Below are 22,859 nucleotides of genomic sequence, written 5' to 3'. Positions count from 1 at the left end.
TGATGGATCAGAAACAAAAAAATGAACGAGTTAATTTATTCTTAAAGTTACTAATGGCCTTATTATTCATGACAGGTGCTATCATTTTTAGCTATCCCTTTGTGGTTGATGCGATTAACAATTACTACGATCAAAAGATGATTGAAAAACTTCAAGTAGATAACCAAGAACTTTTTTTGAAGGAACGTGCCGAACGCTTAGCCGAGATGGAAAAACAAAATGAAGAACTGCTTGCAAACAAAAAAACTACCAATATTCCTGGTATGGGCTTGGTAGAAGATCCTTTTGAATCTGCAGTAGGTGATTCGGTCGATCCCGGTCGTGAATATTTTGAAGAACATACAATTGGTGCCATTTACATTCCTAAGATTCATGTTAGTTTACCGTTGTTTGACACTACCAACAATATTCTGTTAGATCGTGGAGCAACGATTTTACAAGGTACCTCTTTTCCAATTGGTGGAGAGAGTTCTCATTCGGTGATTACTGGTCATAGTGGCTTGCCCGACAAAATGCTGTTTACTGATTTAGAAAAGTTACAGGTTGCTGATGATTTTTACATTGATGTAGCTGGAGAGAAGCTAGCGTATCAAATAGAAAGTTTTAAGACTGTTTTACCCCATGAATTGGATGATTTAGTGATTCAAGAAGATCGAGATTTAGTGACTTTGGTGACGTGTACACCCTATATGATTAACACCCATCGTCTGTTAGTTACAGCGCACCGTATTCCATATGTGGAGGAAATGGAGAAAGAAAAAGAACAGGTGCAGAAGTATCATAAGAATCGCTTTCGATTATTTATGGCCTTGATTCCGCTGTTCTTTGGAGGGATTCTTTATTGGATGTGGCGCAAGTTTGTCTATTATCAAAGTGGCAAATATGCCTATGACTTCCGATTTATTTTGATGAACAAGGGAAAACCAGAAGTAGGCGAATCCTTTATATTAGTTGATAAGCGTAAACTCCCACTTTTAGTCGAAGGACAACCACTTGTTGCTGTCTCGAATGAAGAAGGTGAAGTGTGTTTTCACCAAATACGGGGAGGCCATTATTGGGTGCAAGCACAAAGCCGAGGAAGTTTTCCTAAAATCAAAGGGTATATTTATCGTTTGAAAGGGAAAGAATTTGTGATTCGTAGTTCTCATAAGGTGTTGAAACGAGTCAAAGCCGGCAAACAAAAGAACTATCAAATTCATCGAGGGAATAACAAATGAAAAAACAAGTAATCAGTCAAACTATTATCTTAATGATTTTTTTAATCGGTTTATTAACGATGACGTACCCTTTTTATGTCGATACGTTAAATAGTTTTCTCGATCAAAAAAGAATGGAATCTATACTGAGGGAAAATAAAACCAAATATGAAGCTGAACGAGCTAAAATGGCAGAAGAAAATGCCCAATTGCAAGAGAGTAATTTACAAATTGGGACCGATCCTTTTGGTGAAACCGGAGCAACAGCAAAAGAAGCAGCCTATTATCAAGAACATTTGATTGGTAAAGTAAATATTCCCAAGCTATTGTTAGAAGTACCTTTGTATGACATAACGAACAACGAATTACTGGAACGTGGCGCAACCGTCTTGCAAGGAACTTCTTTTCCCATTGGTGGCAAAAGTACCCACTCGGTGATTTCTGGCCATCGTGGTTTACCGAATCGAAAATTATTTACGAGTATCCCTGACTTAGCAATTGGCGATATCTTTTTATTAGAAGTGTTGGGAGAAACGCTGGCTTATGAAGTTCGAGAAATGCAAGTCGTGGATCCGCAAGATACCGATGCGTTAAAGATTGTTCTTGGAAAAGACTTAGTTACACTATTAACTTGTACACCATACATGATTAACTCCCATCGTTTGTTGATAACGGGAGAACGTGTACCTTATACCCCAGAAGTTAAGCAACAAAAAGCAGAAGGTGATCGTTTTAGGCAGTGGAAGCAACTTGGAATTCTCGTAGGAATATTCTTCGCAGTTGGCGTGTTGCTCTTCTTGATGTATAGAGGGATTGCCCGTTATCGACTGAATAAGGTGCGGATATCAATTCCATTAATATTAGTTGCAGGACAATCTGTGACTCTCTATGATCGATTGGGTAAAAAACCGCAAATGCGGAAACAAAAGCCGTATCAGGTGACGATGGATGAAGTAGGTACCGGTGTTTTTGAAGACGTACCAGGGAATATCTATACAATTAAAACGGATCAAGAGTGGATTGCGCGCATAGGAATTAAAAAGAAGCACCAAACTGTGACGGTGTTTAAAATCAATCCGAAATACTTTTGTCAGATGAAAGCAAATAGCTTTCAATTTTCAAAGAAATAAAGTGAAAAAATTGATTGATAAAAGCTATAATAATTAAACAACAAGTAACAGTTCAGTAGATGGATGATTATTGAAAACAAGAATTTTATCGTCAATTAATTAAAGTAAACTAACAAAAAAACCAAAACAGATCGTGAAGACTTCTGTTTTGGTTTTTTTCAATGTAACGCATCAGTCCTGATTGATAAAGAACTGAAAAAGGTCTAGTGCCATATAAGTTGGCTATTTTGCTTTTTAAGCTTCTACAATAATATTTTCTAGCCAAGCATCGGATTTAACTAAGAAATAACCAATGATACATTTTAAAGTTTCAGTCATTTGGCAGATGAAGTATACCCAAACAATTGGCAAAGATGTGTGAGTGCTTAATAGATATGCCAATGGTAAGACGATGACCCAAATAAAGACACTATCAAATAAAAAGGTAATAATTGTTTTTCCACCTGAACGTAACACAAAGTAACTGACATGATTAAACGCATAAAATGGCATACAGATAGCACCAATCATAATAAAATGGCTCGCTAAATCTTTGACTTCAAGGTTTGTATTATAAATTTCTGGAAAATGAGGAGCAATGAGAATCATGAAAATCCCCATAATTGTACAACTCACTACTGAGAAGAAAATTAATTTACGAGCGCTGTCTTTAGCTTCAGCCATTTTGTTTGCACCTAATAATTGACCAACGACAATCGCAGCTGCGCCACCTAATGCTAAGAAAATAATGTTAAAAATATTTGAGACCGTTGAAGCAATGTTCATTCCTGCAATGACATTTAATCCTCGAATAGAATAAGCTTGTAAGACAATCGTCATTCCACATGCCCAAAGGACTTCATTTAACATTAAAGGGGAACCTTTTTTGATGATTTGTTGTACGAGTTGCTTGGGAATATGGAAATGATGATACGCACCTACAATAAATGGATTATCCATATTATGGCGATGAACCCAAACTACGATAATTGTACACTCAATAATTCGTGCAATGACTGTTGAGATTGCTGCTCCTTGTACTCCTAATTGAGGTGCACCAAAGTTTCCAAAAATCAATAAATAATTAAGAATAGTATTCGTTACCACAGCAACGCTACTTGCAAACATTGGCACAATTGTTTTTCCCATTTCTCGTAAGGTACTCGCATAAGCTTGCGAAATAGAGAAAGGAACGAGACCAATTAACATAATCATCAGAAATGCTTGTCCAGACTGTAATGCAAGTGATAAATTACTACTTGTACCATCGCCATGTAAAAATAATGAAATTAAGGGAACCTGCATGGTAAAAAGTAAGAGCGCACCAAGTAATGAAGCAATAATTCCTGCAACTAATTTAAAACGAAACGCATTTCGCATCCCCACAAAATCACGTTTTCCATAATATTGAGTACCAAAAATACTGGCACCCGAAACAATACCAAAAATACATAAATTAAAAACAAAAATAAGTTGATTAACGATTGCCACGCCAGACATCTGCTCAGTACCAATTTGCCCAACCATAATATTATCCAAAAAATTGACTAAGTTCGTCACGCCATTTTGAATCATTACAGGAACAGCTATCGTTAAGACTGTTCGATAAAAAGCTTTATCTCCAATAAATTTTTTCATTGTTTCTCCTGTTCACTTCCTTTTTTAGACTGTCTCTTGTATTTTACATGAAACAAAAAAAGGTACAAGCAAAAAAATATTTATTTTACTTGACCTTCTCGTAACGGAAAGGTTTATGATAGGTTTGTCAGGAGGGATAAGACATGGAGTATACGATAAAAAAAATAGCCAATTTATCTGGTGTCAGTGCACGGACATTACGATTTTATGATGAAATTGATTTGCTAAAACCAGCAAGAGTTAATTCATCGGGGTATCGTATCTATGGTCAACAAGAAGTCAATCGATTGCAACAAATTTTATTTTATCGAGAACTAGATATGAAACTAGAAGAAATTAAAGAAATTCTCGATAATCCTGATTTTAATGTTGAACAAGCTTTGATAGAGCATCAAGAAAAACTATTCGCAAAACGGCGTGAAATTGATCGTTTATTGGCGTCTGTTCAACAAACAATGCATTATTATAAAGGAGAGATTGAAATGACAGATCAAGAAAAATTTAAAGCATTTAAAGAACAAAAAGTTGCAGAAAATGAAGCAACATACGGTGAAGAGATTCGTGAGAAGTACGGAAAAGAGACTATTGAACGTTCAAATCAAAAATATTTGAACTTAACAGAAGAGCAAATGCAGGAAATGGCAGAAACCGAAACAAAATTATTTGAAAAAATTGGTGTCTATTTACAACAACCGAAAGTTGAAAGTGAAACTGCAAAAGAAATTTGTGAATTACACAAAAAATGGTTGAGTTTCACTTGGCCAACATATTCAGCCGAGGCTCACAAAGGCTTAGGAATGATGTATGTTACAGATGAACGGTTCACAGCTTATTATGATGAAAAACAAGTAGGAGCTGCCCAAGCCTTAAACGATGCCATTCAATATCATGCACAATAAAAACAAGAAGTTCATCCCATCTATGGATGAACTTCTTGTTTCATTTACTTATTCTTTCAATTTATACCCTTGATTTAACAGTAATTCTTCGCTTTTCTTCATACTAATTCCTTGGTCAGTATTGCCCTCAATAGTAAAACCATCAATATTTTTAACCTGTTCATAATCGATGTCAGCGTAAGTGACAGTTATTTCTTCCACAACCGGGTCCTCATAATCGATAGAATAATCAATGCCTTTAATATCACGGTACTGTTTCGCGTACGGTTCAAGGGTTGTTTTTGCTGCCTCAGTATCTGCAGCACCTAGATACTCATAACTAACCAAATTTTTTGTTGTTTGTTTCGTTACGTTATCACCTTTGTAATAATAAGTAATTTCAGAGCTATAGCCATCAGTTTCTGAGACAAATACTTTTTTTTCTTCACTACTACAACTTACCATAAAAACTAGAGCAACAATCGTTATTCCTAATGCTAACAATTTTTTCATCATAAACAACTCCTCTATTTTATAGTTATTCCCTTTATTTTACCAATTTTCAGACAAATTGACTTAATATTCGCTTGTATTTCCTTTTACAAACAGAGAAACGTCGTAGTTCTATAGGGAATGGGGTAGTTATTTATAGCAGTTCGTTTAATGATGTATAAGCTAACGATAAATCACTTGCAACAGCTTCATGAACTAATTGACCTTGATAAGTATTGACACCGCGGAAGAGGGCAGTGTCAGATTGAATCACTTGCTCAAATGTTCCAGCAGCTAACTTTTTCGTAAAGGGTAATGTGGCGTTACTCAGTGCATGAGTAGCCGTTTGTGCAACTGCACCAGGCATGTTTGCAACGGCATAGTGAATAACATTTTCTTCAACATAAGTTGGATTATCATGAGTGGTTGTTTTTGTACCTGTCTCAAATATCCCTCCTTGATCGATTGCAATATCAACAATTACTGAACGATCAGGCATATCACGTACCATTTCACGAGTCACTAAAGTTGGAGCTTTATGTCCCGGCAGTAATACAGCACCTATTACTAGATCGGCAGTTTTTAATTGTTGGTGAATATTAAAAGTGTTAGATAAAAGAGTTTGAATTTGACCGTTAAACTGGGCATCTAATACTTTTAAACGATTGATATTTACATCGAGAATTGTTACATTTGCACCTAGCCCATAGGCGATTTTTGCTGCATTTGTTCCAGCGATACCACCGCCAATAATGACAACATTGCCTTTACGAACGCCCGGTACACCTGCTAATAAGATACCTTTCCCACCTTGAGGACTTTCTAAAAACTCTGCGCCAATTTGTGCAGCCATTCGACCAGCAATTTCACTCATCGGTGCTAATAAAGGAAGTGAATGGTCATCTAGTTGAACACTTTCATAGGCAATCGTGTTTACTTTCGCTTTTAATAAAGCTTCCGTAACAGCTTTGTTAGCGGCTAAATGTAAATAAGTGAATAAGACTAAACCTTCACGAAAATACGGATACTCTTCAGGGAGCGGTTCTTTGACTTTCAAGACTATATCAGCTGACCAAGCATCTGATTGTGTACCAATTGTTGCACCAACCTGTTGGTATTCTTCGTCAGAAATTGCAGAGCCCACACCAGCATTTGTTTCGACAAGTACTTGGTGGCCGGCTTGAATTAATTCGTAAACACCTGATGGGGGTAATGCAACACGGTTTTCATTGTTCTTAATTTCTTTAGGTATGCCAATTTTCATAAAAATCCCTCCATTAATCTCTCTATCTAGTATAGAGGAAAATTATATTGATTACAAATTCACAATTAAAAAAGACAATCAATTAAATGATTGCCCAATAGTTTTGAATATTATCTGTTAATTCAGAAGGAGTGTATGTTTTTTTATAACGTTCTGTTTCTGGAGTATCTAGAGGATCTAAGACACGTAGATTGCCATTTTTCGTGCGAACAATGACTGCAAAGTGTTCATTTGAGGAAGTGTCATCCGGATTCAATGCGACAATGACCGGTTCGTCATTTTTCAAGTGTGTTTCAGCTTCTGCATAGTTATAGCCTAAATTGGCAATAGAAACACCAAAAGATTCACCAGCTTCTTCAAAAAATTTCCATTTAAGCGTATTGTCAGAACTAAAATAACTGTCAGAGGATAGACTATAAATAACATCAAAATCGTAATCAGTATCTTGCCAATAAGAAAGAACCATTATCATCGATGCAAAGGCACTACCATTTGTTTCCATGGTTAACGAATAGTTGTAATCAATAGTTTCATTCTTCCAACGCTCATCAGTTTGTAAGTATAAGGGGACTTTGATGCCATCTGCTTTTAGTTGCTGGGTTGCCCGATAAGAAAATTCTGTATAGGGACCTTCTTCATAATCGTATTCTTCAACAGGCATTGTTGGTTGTTCATAAGTTTGTGTGTCATAATCATGAATGGCGTTTCGAACACCGAAACCTAATATACCGCTCCCAATCATTAGTCCTCCTAAAACAATTATTCCCCAATTTCTGTTCTTTTTCACGAGGTTTCCTCCTTTGTACCAGTTACTATTTATTAAATCAAACTTGGCTAAAAAAACATCGGACTTTAGGATGAAAAGTCCGATGTTTTTTTAATTTAACGCTTCTAACTCAAGACTCAATGTTTCCCATTCTTCCATTAATTGTTCTTGACGGTGTTGTGCAGATTCAATAAATTGATTTAATTCATTCAACTTCACGTGGTCATTTAAAATTTCAGGTTTAGTCATTTTTGTTTCAGAAGTTGTAATTTCTTCCTCTACTATTGCTAGCTCTTCTTCGATTTTTTCAATTTTACGTTGTAAATTGCGGAGAATCTTTTGTTGTTCCTTACTTTGTTGGAAGTTTTGTTTTCCAGTTGAAACATGAACGCTCTCTTCTTTTTCCTCTAGCAGAGCAGCAATTTCTGCTTCTTCTTGTTTCTTTTCTAAATAATAGTCATAATCACCTAAATAAAGCTTACTACCATTTTCGGAAAGTTCAATTACTTTTGTCGCAATACGATTAATAAAATAACGGTCATGCGAAACGAAAAATAACGTTCCTTCATAATCAATTAAAGCATTTTCTAGGACTTCTTTATTGTCAATGTCCAAATGGTTGGTTGGTTCATCAAGAATTAGGAAATTTTCTTGATTCATTGCTAATTTCGCTAAAGCAACTCGGGCTTTTTCACCACCACTTAATAAGGCAATTGGCTTATCAACATCTTCACCTGAGAATAAGAAACCACCTAATGCTGTGCGGATTTCAACTTCAGGTGTTGTTGGATGTTCATCCCATAGTTCTTGTAAAATAGTCTTGTTATGATGCAAATTCGTTTGTCCTTGATCATAGTAGCCTGTTGAGACATTTGCACCAAATGTAGCTTCGCCACGTACAAAAGACAGTTCACCAATTATCGATTTTAACAAGGTCGATTTTCCAATTCCATTAGGGCCAACTAAGGCGATAGCATCTTTTCGACGGATATCCAAGTTGATTGGTTCCGATAAAACTTCTTCTGCTGAATAACCAATGGCTGCTTCTTCCACTTGTAAGATGATATTTCCAGAAGGTTTTTCGATATCAAATAAGAAATGAGCGGACTTTTCATCACCTTGTGGACGATCTAGTCGATCCATCTTGTCTAATTGTTTACGGCGACTTTGTGCGCGTTTGGTTGTCGAAGCACGTACTAAGTTACGAGCAACAAAGTCCTCTAATTTATTAATTTCAGTTTGTTGTTTTTCGTAGGCCTTCCAATCACTAGCTAATTGTTCCGCTTTTAAGTCTAAATAACGACTATAGTTTCCTTTGTAATGGCGCATTTTGCGACGACTAATTTCATAAATTTCAGTAACAACTTTATCCAGAAAATAGCGGTCATGCGAAACGATTAATAGAGAACCAGAATAATTTTGTAAATAGCCTTCTAACCAAGCCAAAGTTTCAATGTCTAAATGATTCGTTGGTTCATCAAGAATTAAAATATCAGGGCTTTGTAACAGCATCTTTGCTAGTGCCAGACGAGTTTTTTGTCCACCAGAAAGAGTATCGATTTTTTGGCTATAAAAAGTAGCATCAAATTGAAAACCATGTAATACCGAGCGAATTTCGTTTTCATAGCCATAGCCATTTTTTTCCGAAAAATCATGCTGTAAGCGATCATATTCTTTTAGAATGGTTTGATAGTCTGGCGTGGTTGGATCAGTTTCACTAATAGCAATCTCCAATTCACGCATACGTTTTTCAATTAGACGTACTTCAGCAAAGGCATCGAGCATTTCTTCCCAGACAGTTGCATCTGAAACCAGCCCAGTATCTTGAGCTAGATAACCCATAGTAGCGGTTTTGTTTTTAGCTATCGTACCAGCATCAGGAGCTTCGATGCCAGCAATAATTTTTAAGAAAGTTGATTTACCAGCACCGTTTCTACCCACAAGTCCAATGCGAGCACGGTTACTAATTTCTAATTGAAGATTCTCAAAAAGAATCTCGGCACCGAAGAGACGGGCGATTTGGTTGGCTTGTAATAAAATCATAGTATCCTCACTTCTAAACTCTTTTCATTTAATGGACGAATCAGTGTTAGTCTATCACATTTTTTAAGACTTAGCGAGACAGCTAAAAAATGATTTGTAAGAAAATTTATGAGAATCGATTATTTGTGAGCAATCAAATTGCTTTTTTTTGGTCCTTTTTGATATGATACTCTTTGTACTAGTGAAGATTTCACAAATGGAGGTCTATAAAAGTGAAAGAAAATCAAATACCAAAGGCAACAGCGAAACGATTGCCTCTATATTATCGCTATTTGCGAATCTTAAATAATGCTGGAAAGAAAAAAGTGTCTTCAACTGAGTTAAGTGAAGCTGTTCAAGTTGATAGTGCAACAATTCGCCGTGATTTTTCTTATTTTGGCGAATTAGGAAAACGTGGTTATGGATATGATGTTCAAGATTTAATGCAATTTTTTGCTAAAACCTTAAATGACGATCAAATGACTAATGTTGCATTAATTGGAGTGGGGAACTTAGGGAGCGCATTATTAAAATACAAGTTCCATCAAAGTAACAGTATTCGTGTAAGTGCGGCGTTCGATGTAAATCCTGACATTGTAGGACGTATCGTAGATGGTATTCCAGTCTATCCAATGACTGATATGAAAGAACAAATCGCGATTCAACAAATTGATATTGCTATCTTAACTGTTCCGGCACAACGTTCACAAGATGTTGTAAATGAATTGGTAGAAGCTGGTATCAAAGGCATTCTAAACTTTACACCTGCTCGTATCACAGCATCAAGTGATGTTTTAATTCAAAACGTTGATTTAACAAATGAATTACAAACATTGATTTATTTCTTGCATTCTGGTTCAGAAGGCGAAACGATTACAGAATAGCGAAAACACCCCAAATCATTTTTTGATGATGGGGTGTTTTTTAGTTGAAAAGTTCCTCGTAACTAACCGATAGATTGATAGACTGATAGTTTTTAACAAGGTGTTCTAGTTTTTGGAAATCAATAAAGCGTGCTTGACGATGGACTTCTTTTCCTGCAAAAAAGAGTAAAATGACTGGTGCAGTCAATACTTGAAAAGCGCCTGCAACTTCGGGATATTTATCTGCATCGAGATGAAGCATCGGTAGTGAGCTGTTTTTGAATAGTTGTTCCACTCGTGGTTTTACAGAATGACAAACGCTACAATTGGGCATAGATACGTAAAGTAAGATAAGCTGCTTAGCTGCTATTTGCTCTTGTGCATAGGAAAACGTAACTGTTTGCATGTTCATTCCTCCTTGTATGTACTTTAAAATACAATCAGTTATCTCGTCAATTATTTAAAAAGAGAAAGAGAGGTTGATGAGCAATTTTATGTTATTTTTACAGTAAAATAATGGGAAATAAAAAACTAGCAGTAAATTCATAAATTTATCACAAAAATAAATTATAGTAAGATAAAAGTAAAGTATTTGTTTGTAGTTTCTGGTGATGTTTAGTACAATAGACAAGGAGAAGTCGCAAACTTATTCGGAGAAAGAGGTGTCATATTAATGGGTTTTACAGATGAAACGGTACGTTTTGATTTTGATGATAGTCGAAAAAAAGAAGTAAGTGAAACTTTAGCGATTGTGTACAGTGCACTAGAAGAAAAAGGGTACAATCCAATTAACCAAATCGTAGGTTACTTGCTTTCTGGAGACCCGGCTTATATTCCTCGTTATCGCGAGGCTCGTAATTTGATTCGTCGGCATGAACGTGATGAAATTTTAGAAGTGTTAATTCGTTTCTACTTAGAAAATCATGGAGTCGACCTATAATGAGAGTGATGGGACTAGACGTTGGTTCACGAACAGTAGGAATTGCGGTGAGTGATCCGATGGGATGGACCGCTCAAGGTGTTGAAATTATTCGAATTAATGAAGATAAAGGCGATTTTGGCTTTGATCGATTAAAAGAACTTGTTGATCAATATGAAGTAAATCAATTTGTCGTAGGTCTTCCTAAAAATATGAATAACACGATTGGTCCAAGAGCCGAAGCTTCTATGGCTTATGGTAAACAAATTGAAGAACTTTATCATATCCCTGTTGCCTATCAAGACGAACGATTAACAACTGTCCAAGCAGAACGGATGTTGGTTGAACAAGCCAATACATCACGTGCGAAACGTAAAAAAGTCATTGATAAATTAGCAGCAGTTATGATTTTACAAAACTATTTAGATGGCCCCGGCAAAAAATTATTTTAAATTTAGTATATGGAAAGAGGAAGATAGAACATGACAGAACATACACATGATCATAACCACGAAGGACATGAACACATTACTTTAGTAGATGACCAAGGAAATGAAACACTTTACGAAATCTTATTAACAATTGACGGTGAAGAAGAATTCGGACGCAATTATGTATTATTATATCCAGCTGGCGTACCAGAAGATGAAGAAGTAGAATTACAAGCGTATGCTTACATTGAAAATGCAGATGGTACAGAAGGCGATTTAGAAGAAATTAAAACAGACAAAGAATGGGACATGATTGAAGAAGTATTTAATACGTTCATGGCTGAAGAAGAAGAATAAGCTTTAAATGCTAGCTGAACCCTTGGTAGATAGGCTCTTTGTCAATAAGGACTGATGAGTTCGATTGAGGTAAATCCAAACCAGAACGTGAGAACTTCTGGTTTGGATTTTTTTGTTATGTTACTTTAATCAATTGATTGATCAGAAAGATTCTTATTTTCATATTCTCAAATGATTTAAATCCATAAGATACGCGTTTTAAGGTTTTTATATGTGTATTCTTCGCTTCTATTTTCCCATTCGAATAAGAGTAAATCATGGCATTTCGAATCCCTTCTTCATAATCCAAAAGATTTTGTAGTTTGTTTCGAAACGTCTCGTCTAATGTCTCTGGAAGTTCTTTTAGCTGTGTGAAAAAAAGCTGAGGATCCTTGTCTCGAAAAGCATCTGTCAATTCATGAAAGATATCATAGGCTGCCTTCAAAGGAGCGGAATAGGCAAGTAGTCGGTCTATCATCATTGCTTCGGTAAGGAATGGATATTTAGGTGCACGGAAACTCCGCCATGTCTTGTATTCGGAGTGATTGATTCTTTGCCTATTTTTAGTAAGGTAGCGCCAGTTCGCTTTTAATTTTTGAGCCTCCGTTTTACGCCCAGATGTGTCGAGTTCTTTCATCAACCGGACACGAAAATCTTGAAATGCTTGATTCATGTGTTTGACGATGTGAAAACGATCAATCACTAATTTGGCATTAGGAAAAACGGTTTTTGTTAGTTGAAAGTAAGCGGCATTCATATCAGTCACTAAAAACGCCACGGCTTTGGGGTTGGCACACTGTAGAAAATAGGTGGTTAATCGTGTCAGTTTTCTTGAAGGCAAAATATCGATTAATTGACCAGTTTCCCCATCTGCACAAATGAAACTCATTTTGTCTTCTAAAGAAGTATGCGAGCGAAACTCATCGACCATGAGCACTTTAGGAAGGCTCTTCTTTGAATGATTCGGTAAATAGCTTTTTAATTCTTTTAATGTACGAATGACAGTGGGCAAAGAAACATGGCACAACTTGGCAATAAAAGACAATGAAACCTTCTCGGTCAATAAAGAGATAATTTTGAATTTCACCTGATTGGAAATAGAATGTCTTGGACGAACGAAGTGACTTTGGGCAGTCCAATGATGGTGGCAATTTTTACATGTATATCGTTGTTTTTTTAGATGCATCACTAGTGGCATGTGATGGTACTGATCAAAACGGACGACGGTTTTCTTTGTGCCATTTTTGACAACGATGGTCTTGCCTGTCCCATCAATCACTGAAGAACCACAATTCGTACAAGCATGAGCAGAGGGAGAAAGGGTGGCTTCAATGACAAGGTGTTGTTTACGATGGCACATTTCATACGTCACATCATTAATTGTTAACTATTTATCTGTAATTCGTAGCATTTTTTTGATAGAATCATTCATAGAGCATATCGTCCTCTCAGTTAATTATTTGTCGTGATTTAATCATACTGGAGAACGATATGTTTTTTAATACCTAAAATGAAAGATGGGACTGAAGAATCATTTCTGATTCATCAGTCCCATATATTATAGAGCCGGTAGATAAGGGTTCAGCTTTTTTATATGTTTTTTTGAATACGAGATTGAATACGTTCCGTTAGAAATTCAGGTGACTAGCAGCTAGAGTTTCTACGGTTTTTTCTTTGGTTTCTTTTGTTAGATGAGTATTGTAGAGCTTCATATGAATCGGTCATTTTAGCCCATTCATTTAAAATTTTTTGAATGTGTTTTACAGAGATTTCCTTAATTTGTAAATCATCATATTTTGGCAAAATCCATTTATTGAACTTGGTTGGATTTGATACTAAGACCAATCATTGGTTAAGATAAAGATGATGAATACAGGCATAAGTGTTAACAAAACCACATGTTAGATTCGCACTAACGAAAAAACCCACTACCTCATCACAGGTAGTGGATTTTGTGATAGATACACTAAACCATCTTCTAGTTTTCACACCTTTATTACAGCATGATTCAACTTTTCAAACATATGGATTGTTTCAAGAAAAATTATCCATTGAAATATTAGTTTTTATTTTTGGTATATGCTCTAACACTAGAAAAGATAATTAGCATGAGACTAGTAGAAAATATATGCACCTAGTTATTTTTTATTAAAGAGTTATAAGGATGTTTACAAAGATAAAAAAATTTGTTGACTTTGTAATACATATGTCTTACGATGTGGTAAAGGAGATGAGTAGTATGTCCACAATCACATTTAGAGTTACACAAGATGAAAAAAATTTTTTAGAAAAAATATCTCAATTTGAAAATGTTTCATTGTCAGACTTTGTACGTCAACAAGCTATTAATGCTGCTGAAGAGAGAATGGATTATAATACTTACTTAGAATTAATAAAAGCCCACAATGAAAATGATGAAAGTATTAGTCATGAAGAAATGAAGGCTCAACTGGGCTTATGAGTTACCAGGTAAAATATGAATCAAAAGCAGCAAAAGAGCTACGGAAAATGGATAAATTTCAGGCTCGTATAATTCTCAACTGGATAGAGAAAAATCTAGTAAATTGCGATAACCCCAGAGATCATGGGAAAGGATTAACTGGTGATATGAGTGGGTACTGGAGATATAGAGTAGGAGATTACCGTATCATATCAGATATTAACGAAGATGTTGTGACAATATTAATATTAACCATTGGACATAGACGGGATATCTATAAATAATAGATCCTTCTATGTCTTTTTGTTGGTAAAGTAAGTATTTTACCAATATGAAAAGAGTTCATTATCATATGATATAATAAATCAGAAAATGAATACGAAATGGAAAATTTATAATTATAAATCAATTAGTAACTGGTGCTAGTATCAAACTTTAGACAGCTTTTCGTAGAGACAAAAGTAAATTAAACTTATCTAGTAAATATTGATATTTCAACTATCCTTAGTTATTCTTATTGAACATGATTTCATGGCTGAAGAATAGTCTGAAGAGAGTGGAGAAACCTTGATATATCAAAGTTTCTCCTTTTTTATGCAGAGAAGTAAGTGAATAAAACAGCAACATCTTTATACTGGGACCATTTTATAAGATGTTAAAAGGAGCATGTTTTATGAATAAGCATGTCTCGTTTGCCAAAGTGAAACCTAAATAAAACGTATTTTGAGTGTATCAATTACTATAGAGTGGTAGAATGGAATTAATGTTTCAAAATAATGGGGGAATTAGTTTTATGAACACTCAATTAAGATTGGTTATTGGAACCAAAGATGCAGTTCTTGCAATTTCAGGAATTATAATACTAGCGCTGACGATTTTTTTTCATTGGTCTGTTTGGGAATTTGTAATTAGTGAAGTAGCGGTGTGTCTTGCATTTTATGCGGGTACAAAAAAACAAGATAAACATGTTGTTGATGTGTATGAAAGAATGAATAATAAAAAATAACTATCTTCTACACAGAATGAAGTTTAATGATTGATATTTTGACCAATCATCTGAAGCCATAAGGGAAAGAAGCATTATAGAGAAATGCTATGTGAGCGTTGACTTAATCTGTAACTTTCATGGGAATATTCTAAAATATTGACAGAGAAGTATTGTTTTGGTAAGATGAGATTGTTCTAATTGAATCTCATTAAACACTCATGAAGATAAGTACATTCGGAACCATTCAAAGAGAGCTCGTAAATGCTGCAAGCGAGTAATAGGTGAACAATGGAAAATGGTCTTTATTCAGAATTATTCTAAGTGGCACGGCCGAGTGGCAACATTAAGTCGTGACGGATGCACCCGTTAAACATGCAACGGTATCGGAAAAATTCCCGTACTGTATAAGGGAAAAATGGCGACATTTTTCTAAATCTAGGTGGTAACACGTATTGGAATACGTCCTTGCTTAAACAGTTGTTTAAGTGAGGGCTTTTTTATTGGAACAAACATTATAAGGGGGAAAGAAAATGAAGAAACAGGTGTTTTTAGGATTAGGATTAAGTGTATTATTTTTAGTAGGGGCTTGTGGTAAAAAAGAAACCAGTGCGATTGAACAACCGTTAACAATTGGTGTGACAAGTGGTCCACATGAGGAAATTATTAAACATGTCCAAGAATCTGCAAGTAAAGATGGTTTCGAAATTGAAGTAAAGGTATTTGATGACTTTGTTGCACCTAATCGTGCTTTAGCAGATGGTGATTTGGATGCAAACTTATTTCAAACAAAACCATATTTAACCGAAATTGTTCAGACAGAAGGCTTTGAATTAGAGCCTTTATCACCAACGATTACATTACCAATGGCAGTGTACTCAGATTCCTTAACATCATTAGACGAAGTGAAAAAAGGTGCAAAAGTAGGACTTCCTAATTCAGCAACACAAGAAGGTCGTGCGTTACTAGTTTTACAAGATGCTGGATTAATTACTTTACCAGATGGTGTAGGACAAGAAGTGACAGTTAATGATGTCAAAGAAAATCCATACGACTTGGAATTTATTCTAGTTGATGCAGCGCAACTCTTATTACGATTAAAAGATTTAGATTTTGCAGTAGTAAATTCGAATTATGCCATTGATGCCGGTTATTTCCCAGATGAGTCTGCACTTTTTGTTGAAAACTCAGAAGATTTAAAACAAGCCAACTATTTAGTAACACGTAAAGAAGACGCTGATGAAGAAATTTTCCAAGAATTTTTAGAGTATTATCAAACAGAAGAAGTGAAAGAATTTATTTTGGACAAATATCGTGGTGCGGTGATTCCTTCTTGGGATTAAATGAAAAAGACTACCTTTTTGCGAAAGGTAGTCTTTTTGTTAAGAAAATTCTTATAAAGTAAAACAGAATATGATATAGTTAGTCTAATTTTTTATTGGAGGAGATAAAATGAAATGGAATGCACTGACTTATGATCAACATCACGATTTTGTTGCGGAATACGGGAAAGATTTATTGACGCTCATTCCGTTAAAAGAGGAACAATGCATTCTTGATTTAGGTTGTGGAACAGGAACCTTAACTGAACAACTAGCAAATTATGGGAAGGTTCTTGGTGTAGATGGTTCTGTTGAAATGATTGCCCAAGCTAGAAAATCTTACCCAGAATTAACATTTAAAGTTATGGATGCTCAAAACCTCACTTTTAAAAAAGAGTGGGACATTATCTTCTCAAATGCAGTCTTTCATTGGATTAACAATCATCAACAATTATTGTCGTCCATTTATCAAGTTTTAGCAAAAAATGGTCAGCTCATTTGTGAGTTTGGAGCAGACGGAAACATTCAAATAATTGAAAAAAGCTTTCAACTAGCTTTAGAAAAATCTGGTTATACGTATCAGTCGAAGTTTACTTTTCCTAAAACAGTAGATTTTGCGAAACTACTTGAAAATCAAGGCTTTATAATTGATACTATTTTTGATTATGATCGACCGACTATTTTATCTGATGGTGAACAGGGATTAGCAATTTGGGGAAGACAATTTTTTGAAACCGAATTAGCTATGTTTTCGAAAGAAAAACAGAAGCAAATCATCGCAGATTTTGTTGAAAATGCCTATGAAAAATTATGGCAAGGAAACCATTGGATTGCGGATTACCGTCGATTACGTGTTGTCGCACACAAATAAGAGCAGATTTGCAATCGTTTGGAAAACTTGCTATGCTTGTTTGGAAAGAAGGGATATCATGGATCAACGACAACAATTAGTTAGTGAGTTAATGGACTTGTGCCATGAAATTACGTGGTTAAATAAACCCGTACTAGAAAAAACATTAAGTGATTATACATTAAGCGAAATCGAATTGATGGAACATATTGCATTCATTCCTTATGCAAATGTTACGAAGTTAGCGGCTGCTAGTTACATGACACGTGGCGCTATTAGTAAATTAACCAAAAAGTTGATGAAAAAAGAACTAATTGAAAGCTATCAACAAGCTGAAAATAAAAAAGAAATTTATTTTCAGTTGACTGAAGCGGGACAAGCCATTAATCAGATTCACCAAGAATTGCATCAAGTATTTCTAGAGAGAGATAAAGCTGTATTTCAATATATGACAGATGAAGAGTTTGATACGATATTTCGTTTTATCGGACGTTATCGTCATCATTTAAAAAATATCGCTCATAAGTGATATTTTTTTTATTCTATAATTGTTGACAAGGAAACAAAATGGAGTTAAAGTTGTTTTTGTTACCAAGGAAACAATAAGGAGTGATTTGATGAATGTACCAATGAATAAACATGCAGTAATATTTGGTTTTATTTCCGTTTTTCTTACAGGTTTAGGATTGACGATTATTAGTCCTGTGCTACCATTTATTGTTGAAACGTATACTGTAAATGCCCATAGTCAAGCAACAGTAGTGACATTATTATTGGCAACCTATGCCTTTGCAGTTTTTTTAGCAGCACCTGTATTAGGAAATTTAAGCGACTGTTATGGTCGTCGTCCAGTTATGATTCTAAGCTTATTGGGATCTGCAATCGGCTATCTTATATTTGGTTTGGGCGGTTCCTTAACGACTTTATTTATAGGTCGCTTAATTGAAGGTGTAACTGGCGGTGAAATTTCAGCTATCTTTGCCTATTTTTCCGATATTACACCGACGAGTGAGCGCACGAAATATTTTGGTTGGATTAGTGCATTGGTTGGTGTTGGTACGGCGATTGGTCAAACTTTAGGTGGCTTTCTAGCAACATTTGGCAATAGCGTCCCAATGTATGCAGGCGTAATTATTACGTTAGTGAATGCCATTTATGGTTATTTTTTTATGCCTGAAACATTAAATACAGAGCAACGCTTAACACATATTCCAATTCAACAACTGAATCCATTGCACGAAATAATGAATTTGCTGACGCTAAGATCTGTAAAATGGTTGTTACTCACGGGCTTTTTTATCTGGTTACCTAATGGTTCACTACAGGCTATTTTCTCTCAGTTTTCAATTGATACGTTTACTTGGAAACCAGCATTTATTGGTATGCTTTTTTCAATTTTAGGAATTTTAGATATTTTCTCTCAAGCATTTATTATGCCACAATTGTTAACGAAATTGTCTGATAAGCAAATAGCGATTTTAGGTATGATTAGTGAAATCATCGGTTATGGTTTGATTGCATTATCAGCAATTTTTTTGGTAGTTCCAATATTCATCATCGGTGTGATTTCATTTGGCCTTGGAGATGCTATTTTTGGTCCAGCCTTTAATAGCATGCTTTCTAAATCAGTAACTGCTAGCGAACAAGGACGAGTGCAAGGTGGCGCACAGAGTATACAAGCTCTTGCAAGAGTAATTGGTCCAGTGATTGGTGGTCAATTCTATGCAATAATTGGTCACACAATGCCTGCATTTATGGGGATTATTTTAATTAGCATTGCAGGAGTGATTTTAACCAAGGAACAATAAAAGAAAACGAGATTCTTTCGAGAGTTTCGTTTTTTTTTATGATAAATATCAAATGTAATTAAAAGAGTCAATCATATTAGAGTAAGCACTTGTGAAATAGATTCGTGCATCAAGAAGTTGCAGTTAAATCAAAATTAAGTAACTGCTACATCAGCCTTTTTGAAAATTAAACGTCAAAAATTGTTATTTTTAAAGAGTGTGTCTTAAAACTAATCAACTTCTCATGATATAATGAAATAGGAAACTGATTAAAATGGCAACAAAACAATATGAATTGAGTGATGAGCAGTGGAAGTGTTCCCTATTTACCAACATTGCACTGACCAATTTTTGAACAGTAGTCACACAATGAGCTAAATCACTAAGAAATCAGTAAATTGTGGCTATCTAGTGTGATAAACAGAGACATCTGGTCAAATGGTTTTTAAATAAACCCAACTAATTCTGTTGTATTGTGGTGCATTATGAAAAACGGACTATTTCTTAGTTGATTTTTATCCATGTAGTCGCCATTTTTTGTCCTGACAAAGTCGTTTTCAGACACGCCCTATAATTTTTATAGATAGTTTAAAATAAGGACAAGACACTGATGGTTTGTGAATGGAGAAAGGACGGGATAATCTATGGGGAAACGTGAAGACAATAATAATCAATTTACGACTACTCGAATAGTTGAATTGGAAAAAGAATATGAACGAATTAATGCGGAGTGGCTAGGGTTTCATTATAAAATAGCCGTAGCTTTTGTTTTAGCAGCACTTTGTATTGAACTTGTGGTGAGTGTTATTGTGCTAAAACAACAATTATTGACGACTCCACCAACTATTTATTTTCTGAAATATTTAATTATCCCTACGGTTAGTAATATTCTCTTATTGGCGACAGGATATATGCTGATGAAAAACCAGCAACTCTCACATATGCAACGATTATATAGTGTCTCTATTATGTTTGTCTTAATTAGTTTTGTGATTACAACCATTCATAATATCTCTTCACCAGTTTACGCATTATACATTTTACCAATTGTTATTACAGGAATTTATGCGGAACCTCAATTAACGATGCGAACAGGTATGTTAAGTATTGTCTTGTTTTTAAGTGCAGAGTTTATTATTCCGTGGAATCCTTATCAGCATACTGTTTTTGAATCACCTTTACGTTTGTTAGGAATAGTTTTAATTTTTGCCTTGTTGGTTATGTTTACTCTGATTTGTACGACAGGGATGTATTATCTGCAAAGGAAAAACATTGCTAGTATTAACTTAGAGCTAGATCGTTATGAACTTGAACGACAATTACATATTGATGAATTGACAGGTATTTTTAACCGGTTGGCATTCAATACGGATTTGAGTCAATTAAATGAGCAACTGTTATCACCACGCTATGTCTTAGCAGTTACAGATATTGATAACTTTAAAAAAATAAATGATCATTATGGTCATTATATAGGAGATCAATGTTTGAAGTCTTTTGCAACTATTATTAATCAAAAAGCTTCAAAGCATGTCGCGTATCGCTTTGGTGGGGATGAATTTTGTTTGTTGTTTCAAGATATTACATTACAAGAAGCTTATAGAAATTGTCTGAATTTACAAAAGGATCTTCAAACAATTGTGATACTGGAACATCCAGAGTTGGCACTTACAGCTAGTTTTGGTTTGGCAGAGTATTCTTCAACGAAAGGAATCAAAGATTTATTTTTTCAAGCAGATAATGCATTGTATCAGGCTAAAAAAGAACGTAATAAAGTTGTTCTATTTGAAGAAACACCATAAAACTTATTTAATGATTGACAAACGTCTAATTCTATTGTAAATTATGATTCAATAACATATACATCCATTGAAGAGAAGAGTAATTTTTGAAGGCTTTTTAGAGAGGTTCTAGTTGGTGAAAAGAACTAAGCAATAAAAAATGAAGATGGTCTCTGAGGATAAATCATCGATATGTAGGTGATTTCGAACGGTTCAATCGTTATCTTGAACACTATTTCTTATTTATTAAGGAGATAGATTGAGGGAAGTACTTACTTCCAAACAAAGGTGGTACCGCGATTATTCGTCCTTTTGTCAGTTTTACTGATGAAAGGACTTTTTTGTTGTTTAAGGGAACACGCCGTTTGACGGCTTAAATATAACTAAGAAAAAAAGGGGAGACAAAATAATGAAAAGTTTAAAAAAGGTAATCGGGTTAGGAATTTTAGGGGCAACATTTTTAGGATTAGCTGCTTGTTCAAATGGCAGTGATAATCAAACAGAGGATTCTGGTAATTCATCAGAAAAAACAACATTAACAGTAGGCGCAAGCTCAACTCCACATGCTGAAATTTTAGAACAAGTTAAAGATGATTTAGCAGCAGAAGGAATTGAGTTAAATATCAAAATTTTTGATGATTATGTATTACCAAATACAGCCTTAAATGATGGTGACTTGGATGCAAACTTCTTTCAACATACACCGTATTTAGAAAACTTCAATAAAGAACATGGGATAGACTTAGTTTCAGCTGGAAGTATTCATTTTGAACCACTAGGAATTTATCCAGGTAAAGCAAAATCATTAGATGATATTTCTGAGGGTGGAAAAGTTTCTATCCCTAATGATGCAACAAATGGTGCTCGTGCATTATTATTACTTGAAGCCGCTGGTTTAATTAAATTAAAAGATGGTGCGGATATTAACACGACATCAAAGGATATTGTTGAAAATCCAAAGAAATTAGAAATTGTTGAATTGGATGCGTCTCAAATTGCTCGTGCAGTATCAGATGTAGATGTTGCGGTTATTAATGCTAATTATGCGTTAGAAGCTGGTTTCAATGTTGAAAATGATGCTTTACAAAAAGAAGATAAAGACTCTGAAGCAGCTCAAACTTATGCCAATATTGTTGCTGTCAAAGCTGGCAACGAAAATAGTGAAGAAATTAAAGCATTGCTTGCTGCATTACAATCAGATAAAATAAAAGACTATATTAATGAAACTTATCAAGGAGCGGTTGTACCAGTTTTTTAGAGATAAGAGCAAAGAGTTGAAGAATCACTTCAACTCTTTTTGTTTGCAATAAGTTTTGGTATAGTAGAAAAAAGCGAGAAAGGATGTTTTCGATGAAAGTTCATACAACGAACTATGTAAATACCTTTATTGAAGTTCCGCAAAATTGTTTAGTTACAGTAGCAGGTATTCCCCCAGAAAGAAAGCAAAAAACAATTGCTCGAAAGCAATACGAATTATTGATTAATCAGCCTTATCAACTCACATCTGATGAAGTATTATATACAACAACCGCCGCCCACAAAGGAATTACGAAAGCAGAATTTTTTTCAAAAGGACAAGCCTGTTTTCGCGCATCGCCATTAGTGAAGCAATATGGTTGGGGGGTACATTTTGATCATGAAGGGAAAATGGCGCTATACCCTATGCAGTCAGGGGAATATCAGTGTTTAAAAAAAGATGTTAACTTGAAACACATTCAAGCGATGAAACAAAAAAAATGAGCGATCATGTATCGAATGGGTACATTTTTTTGGAAAACGA

Annotated in this window: 25 protein-coding genes and 1 other annotated feature; of the genes, 17 read left to right on the top strand and 8 right to left on the bottom strand. The window is 34.9% G+C overall.

The window, feature by feature from the left end:
- Nucleotides 1-2: 2 nt before the first annotated feature.
- Together AC4BC5_RS02965 and AC4BC5_RS02960 are read left to right on the top strand one after the other, a co-directional pair.
- A complete protein-coding gene (locus AC4BC5_RS02965) occupies nucleotides 3-1,217 on the top strand; it encodes a class C sortase (RefSeq protein WP_490496688.1) in 1,215 nt (404 codons plus the stop codon).
- The gene (locus AC4BC5_RS02960) at nucleotides 1,214-2,326 is read left to right on the top strand and encodes a class C sortase (protein ID WP_490496687.1); all 1,113 of its coding nucleotides are present in this window, start codon (nucleotides 1,214-1,216) and stop codon (nucleotides 2,324-2,326) included. The genes AC4BC5_RS02965 and AC4BC5_RS02960 overlap by 4 nt, the downstream gene beginning before the upstream one ends.
- A 234-nt stretch (nucleotides 2,327-2,560) precedes the next feature.
- Here the strand turns inward: AC4BC5_RS02960 and AC4BC5_RS02955 are convergent, their stop codons facing one another.
- Complete coding sequence (locus AC4BC5_RS02955; RefSeq protein ID WP_490496686.1) at nucleotides 2,561-3,943, bottom strand: MATE family efflux transporter; 1,383 nt, start codon at nucleotides 3,941-3,943, stop codon at nucleotides 2,561-2,563.
- 143 nt (nucleotides 3,944-4,086) lie between these two features.
- Here AC4BC5_RS02955 and AC4BC5_RS02950 point away from each other — a divergent pair, with 143 nt between their 5' ends.
- Nucleotides 4,087-4,842: a MerR family transcriptional regulator gene (locus tag AC4BC5_RS02950; RefSeq protein ID WP_490496684.1), complete on the top strand. Its 756-nt coding sequence runs from the start codon at nucleotides 4,087-4,089 to the stop codon at nucleotides 4,840-4,842.
- 48 nt (nucleotides 4,843-4,890) lie between these two features.
- On the opposite strand, the gene AC4BC5_RS02945 is transcribed toward AC4BC5_RS02950, so the two are convergent.
- The 4 genes from AC4BC5_RS02945 to AC4BC5_RS02930 all read right to left on the bottom strand — a co-directional run bounded on the left by AC4BC5_RS02945 (nucleotide 4,891) and on the right by AC4BC5_RS02930 (nucleotide 9,386).
- Nucleotides 4,891-5,337 carry a YehR family lipoprotein gene (locus AC4BC5_RS02945; protein WP_490496683.1) on the bottom strand — a complete coding sequence of 149 codons (447 nt, stop codon included), beginning with the start codon at nucleotides 5,335-5,337 and terminating at the stop codon, nucleotides 4,891-4,893.
- A gap of 130 nt (nucleotides 5,338-5,467) precedes the next feature.
- Entirely contained in the window at nucleotides 5,468-6,577 is a 1,110-nt protein-coding gene (ald, locus tag AC4BC5_RS02940) for an alanine dehydrogenase (protein WP_490496682.1), read from the bottom strand.
- A gap of 82 nt (nucleotides 6,578-6,659) precedes the next feature.
- Nucleotides 6,660-7,364, bottom strand: coding sequence for a C39 family peptidase (locus tag AC4BC5_RS02935; protein ID WP_490496681.1), 705 nt, complete (start codon nucleotides 7,362-7,364; stop codon nucleotides 6,660-6,662).
- A gap of 90 nt (nucleotides 7,365-7,454) precedes the next feature.
- Nucleotides 7,455-9,386 carry an ABC-F family ATP-binding cassette domain-containing protein gene (locus tag AC4BC5_RS02930; protein WP_490496680.1) on the bottom strand — a complete coding sequence of 644 codons (1,932 nt, stop codon included), beginning with the start codon at nucleotides 9,384-9,386 and terminating at the stop codon, nucleotides 7,455-7,457.
- Nucleotides 9,387-9,598: 212 nt separating this feature from the next.
- Between AC4BC5_RS02930 and AC4BC5_RS02925 the strand changes: the two genes are divergently transcribed.
- The gene (locus AC4BC5_RS02925; RefSeq protein ID WP_490496679.1) at nucleotides 9,599-10,249 is read left to right on the top strand and encodes a redox-sensing transcriptional repressor Rex; all 651 of its coding nucleotides are present in this window, start codon (nucleotides 9,599-9,601) and stop codon (nucleotides 10,247-10,249) included.
- A 40-nt stretch (nucleotides 10,250-10,289) separates the two neighbouring features.
- Here AC4BC5_RS02925 and AC4BC5_RS02920 read toward each other — a convergent pair whose 3' ends face one another.
- Entirely contained in the window at nucleotides 10,290-10,634 is a 345-nt protein-coding gene (locus tag AC4BC5_RS02920; RefSeq protein ID WP_490496678.1) for a thioredoxin family protein, read from the bottom strand.
- 267 nt (nucleotides 10,635-10,901) lie between these two features.
- On the opposite strand from AC4BC5_RS02920, the gene AC4BC5_RS02915 reads away from it, so the two are divergent.
- Genes AC4BC5_RS02915 through AC4BC5_RS02905 form a run of 3 tightly spaced genes read left to right on the top strand, consistent with a single transcriptional unit; the run spans nucleotide 10,902 to nucleotide 11,935 of the window.
- Complete coding sequence (locus tag AC4BC5_RS02915; RefSeq protein ID WP_016174490.1) at nucleotides 10,902-11,168, top strand: IreB family regulatory phosphoprotein; 267 nt, start codon at nucleotides 10,902-10,904, stop codon at nucleotides 11,166-11,168.
- Nucleotides 11,168-11,599, top strand: a complete 432-nt coding sequence (gene ruvX, locus AC4BC5_RS02910) for a Holliday junction resolvase RuvX (RefSeq protein WP_490496677.1) — start codon at nucleotides 11,168-11,170, stop codon at nucleotides 11,597-11,599. The genes AC4BC5_RS02915 and ruvX overlap by 1 nt, the downstream gene beginning before the upstream one ends.
- A 30-nt stretch (nucleotides 11,600-11,629) precedes the next feature.
- The gene (locus tag AC4BC5_RS02905; RefSeq protein ID WP_490496675.1) at nucleotides 11,630-11,935 is read left to right on the top strand and encodes a DUF1292 domain-containing protein; all 306 of its coding nucleotides are present in this window, start codon (nucleotides 11,630-11,632) and stop codon (nucleotides 11,933-11,935) included.
- A 115-nt stretch (nucleotides 11,936-12,050) separates the two neighbouring features.
- Here the strand turns inward: AC4BC5_RS02905 and AC4BC5_RS02900 are convergent, their stop codons facing one another.
- Together AC4BC5_RS02900 and AC4BC5_RS02895 are read right to left on the bottom strand one after the other, a co-directional pair.
- On the bottom strand, nucleotides 12,051-13,295 hold the full coding sequence (locus tag AC4BC5_RS02900) for an ISL3 family transposase (protein ID WP_490497490.1): 1,245 nt from the start codon (nucleotides 13,293-13,295) through the stop codon (nucleotides 12,051-12,053).
- 263 nt (nucleotides 13,296-13,558) lie between these two features.
- Nucleotides 13,559-13,759 carry a tyrosine-type recombinase/integrase gene (locus AC4BC5_RS02895; protein WP_490496674.1) on the bottom strand — a complete coding sequence of 67 codons (201 nt, stop codon included), beginning with the start codon at nucleotides 13,757-13,759 and terminating at the stop codon, nucleotides 13,559-13,561.
- A 394-nt stretch (nucleotides 13,760-14,153) separates the two neighbouring features.
- Here AC4BC5_RS02895 and relB point away from each other — a divergent pair, with 394 nt between their 5' ends.
- The 10 genes from relB (at nucleotide 14,154) to AC4BC5_RS02845 (ending at nucleotide 22,819) form a co-directional block, all read left to right on the top strand.
- The gene (relB, locus tag AC4BC5_RS02890; protein ID WP_490496673.1) at nucleotides 14,154-14,375 is read left to right on the top strand and encodes a type II toxin-antitoxin system RelB family antitoxin; all 222 of its coding nucleotides are present in this window, start codon (nucleotides 14,154-14,156) and stop codon (nucleotides 14,373-14,375) included.
- Nucleotides 14,372-14,638, top strand: coding sequence for a type II toxin-antitoxin system RelE family toxin (locus tag AC4BC5_RS02885; RefSeq protein WP_490496672.1), 267 nt, complete (start codon nucleotides 14,372-14,374; stop codon nucleotides 14,636-14,638). The genes relB and AC4BC5_RS02885 overlap by 4 nt, the downstream gene beginning before the upstream one ends.
- Nucleotides 14,639-15,108: 470 nt before the next feature.
- Complete coding sequence (locus AC4BC5_RS02880) at nucleotides 15,109-15,360, top strand: DNA helicase UvrB (protein WP_490496671.1); 252 nt, start codon at nucleotides 15,109-15,111, stop codon at nucleotides 15,358-15,360.
- Between the two features lie 512 nt (nucleotides 15,361-15,872).
- Entirely contained in the window at nucleotides 15,873-16,682 is an 810-nt protein-coding gene (locus AC4BC5_RS02875) for a MetQ/NlpA family ABC transporter substrate-binding protein (RefSeq protein ID WP_490496670.1), read from the top strand.
- Between the two features lie 109 nt (nucleotides 16,683-16,791).
- The gene (locus tag AC4BC5_RS02870) at nucleotides 16,792-17,532 is read left to right on the top strand and encodes a methyltransferase domain-containing protein (protein ID WP_490496669.1); all 741 of its coding nucleotides are present in this window, start codon (nucleotides 16,792-16,794) and stop codon (nucleotides 17,530-17,532) included.
- A gap of 58 nt (nucleotides 17,533-17,590) precedes the next feature.
- Entirely contained in the window at nucleotides 17,591-18,040 is a 450-nt protein-coding gene (locus AC4BC5_RS02865) for a MarR family transcriptional regulator (protein ID WP_490496668.1), read from the top strand.
- 88 nt (nucleotides 18,041-18,128) lie between these two features.
- A complete protein-coding gene (locus tag AC4BC5_RS02860) occupies nucleotides 18,129-19,319 on the top strand; it encodes an MFS transporter (RefSeq protein WP_490496667.1) in 1,191 nt (396 codons plus the stop codon).
- Between the two features lie 623 nt (nucleotides 19,320-19,942).
- Nucleotides 19,943-21,100, top strand: coding sequence for a GGDEF domain-containing protein (locus AC4BC5_RS02855; protein ID WP_490496666.1), 1,158 nt, complete (start codon nucleotides 19,943-19,945; stop codon nucleotides 21,098-21,100).
- A gap of 58 nt (nucleotides 21,101-21,158) precedes the next feature.
- Nucleotides 21,159-21,394: a binding site (T-box leader), on the top strand.
- Between the two features lie 94 nt (nucleotides 21,395-21,488).
- Nucleotides 21,489-22,337 carry a MetQ/NlpA family ABC transporter substrate-binding protein gene (locus AC4BC5_RS02850; RefSeq protein ID WP_490496665.1) on the top strand — a complete coding sequence of 283 codons (849 nt, stop codon included), beginning with the start codon at nucleotides 21,489-21,491 and terminating at the stop codon, nucleotides 22,335-22,337.
- Between the two features lie 92 nt (nucleotides 22,338-22,429).
- Nucleotides 22,430-22,819: a DUF6157 family protein gene (locus AC4BC5_RS02845; RefSeq protein WP_490496664.1), complete on the top strand. Its 390-nt coding sequence runs from the start codon at nucleotides 22,430-22,432 to the stop codon at nucleotides 22,817-22,819.
- Nucleotides 22,820-22,859 lie beyond the last annotated feature (40 nt).

The sequence above is a fragment of the Enterococcus sp. AMC2644 genome, assembly GCF_058216475.1.
This window is presented reverse-complemented; position numbering and strand designations above follow the sequence as displayed.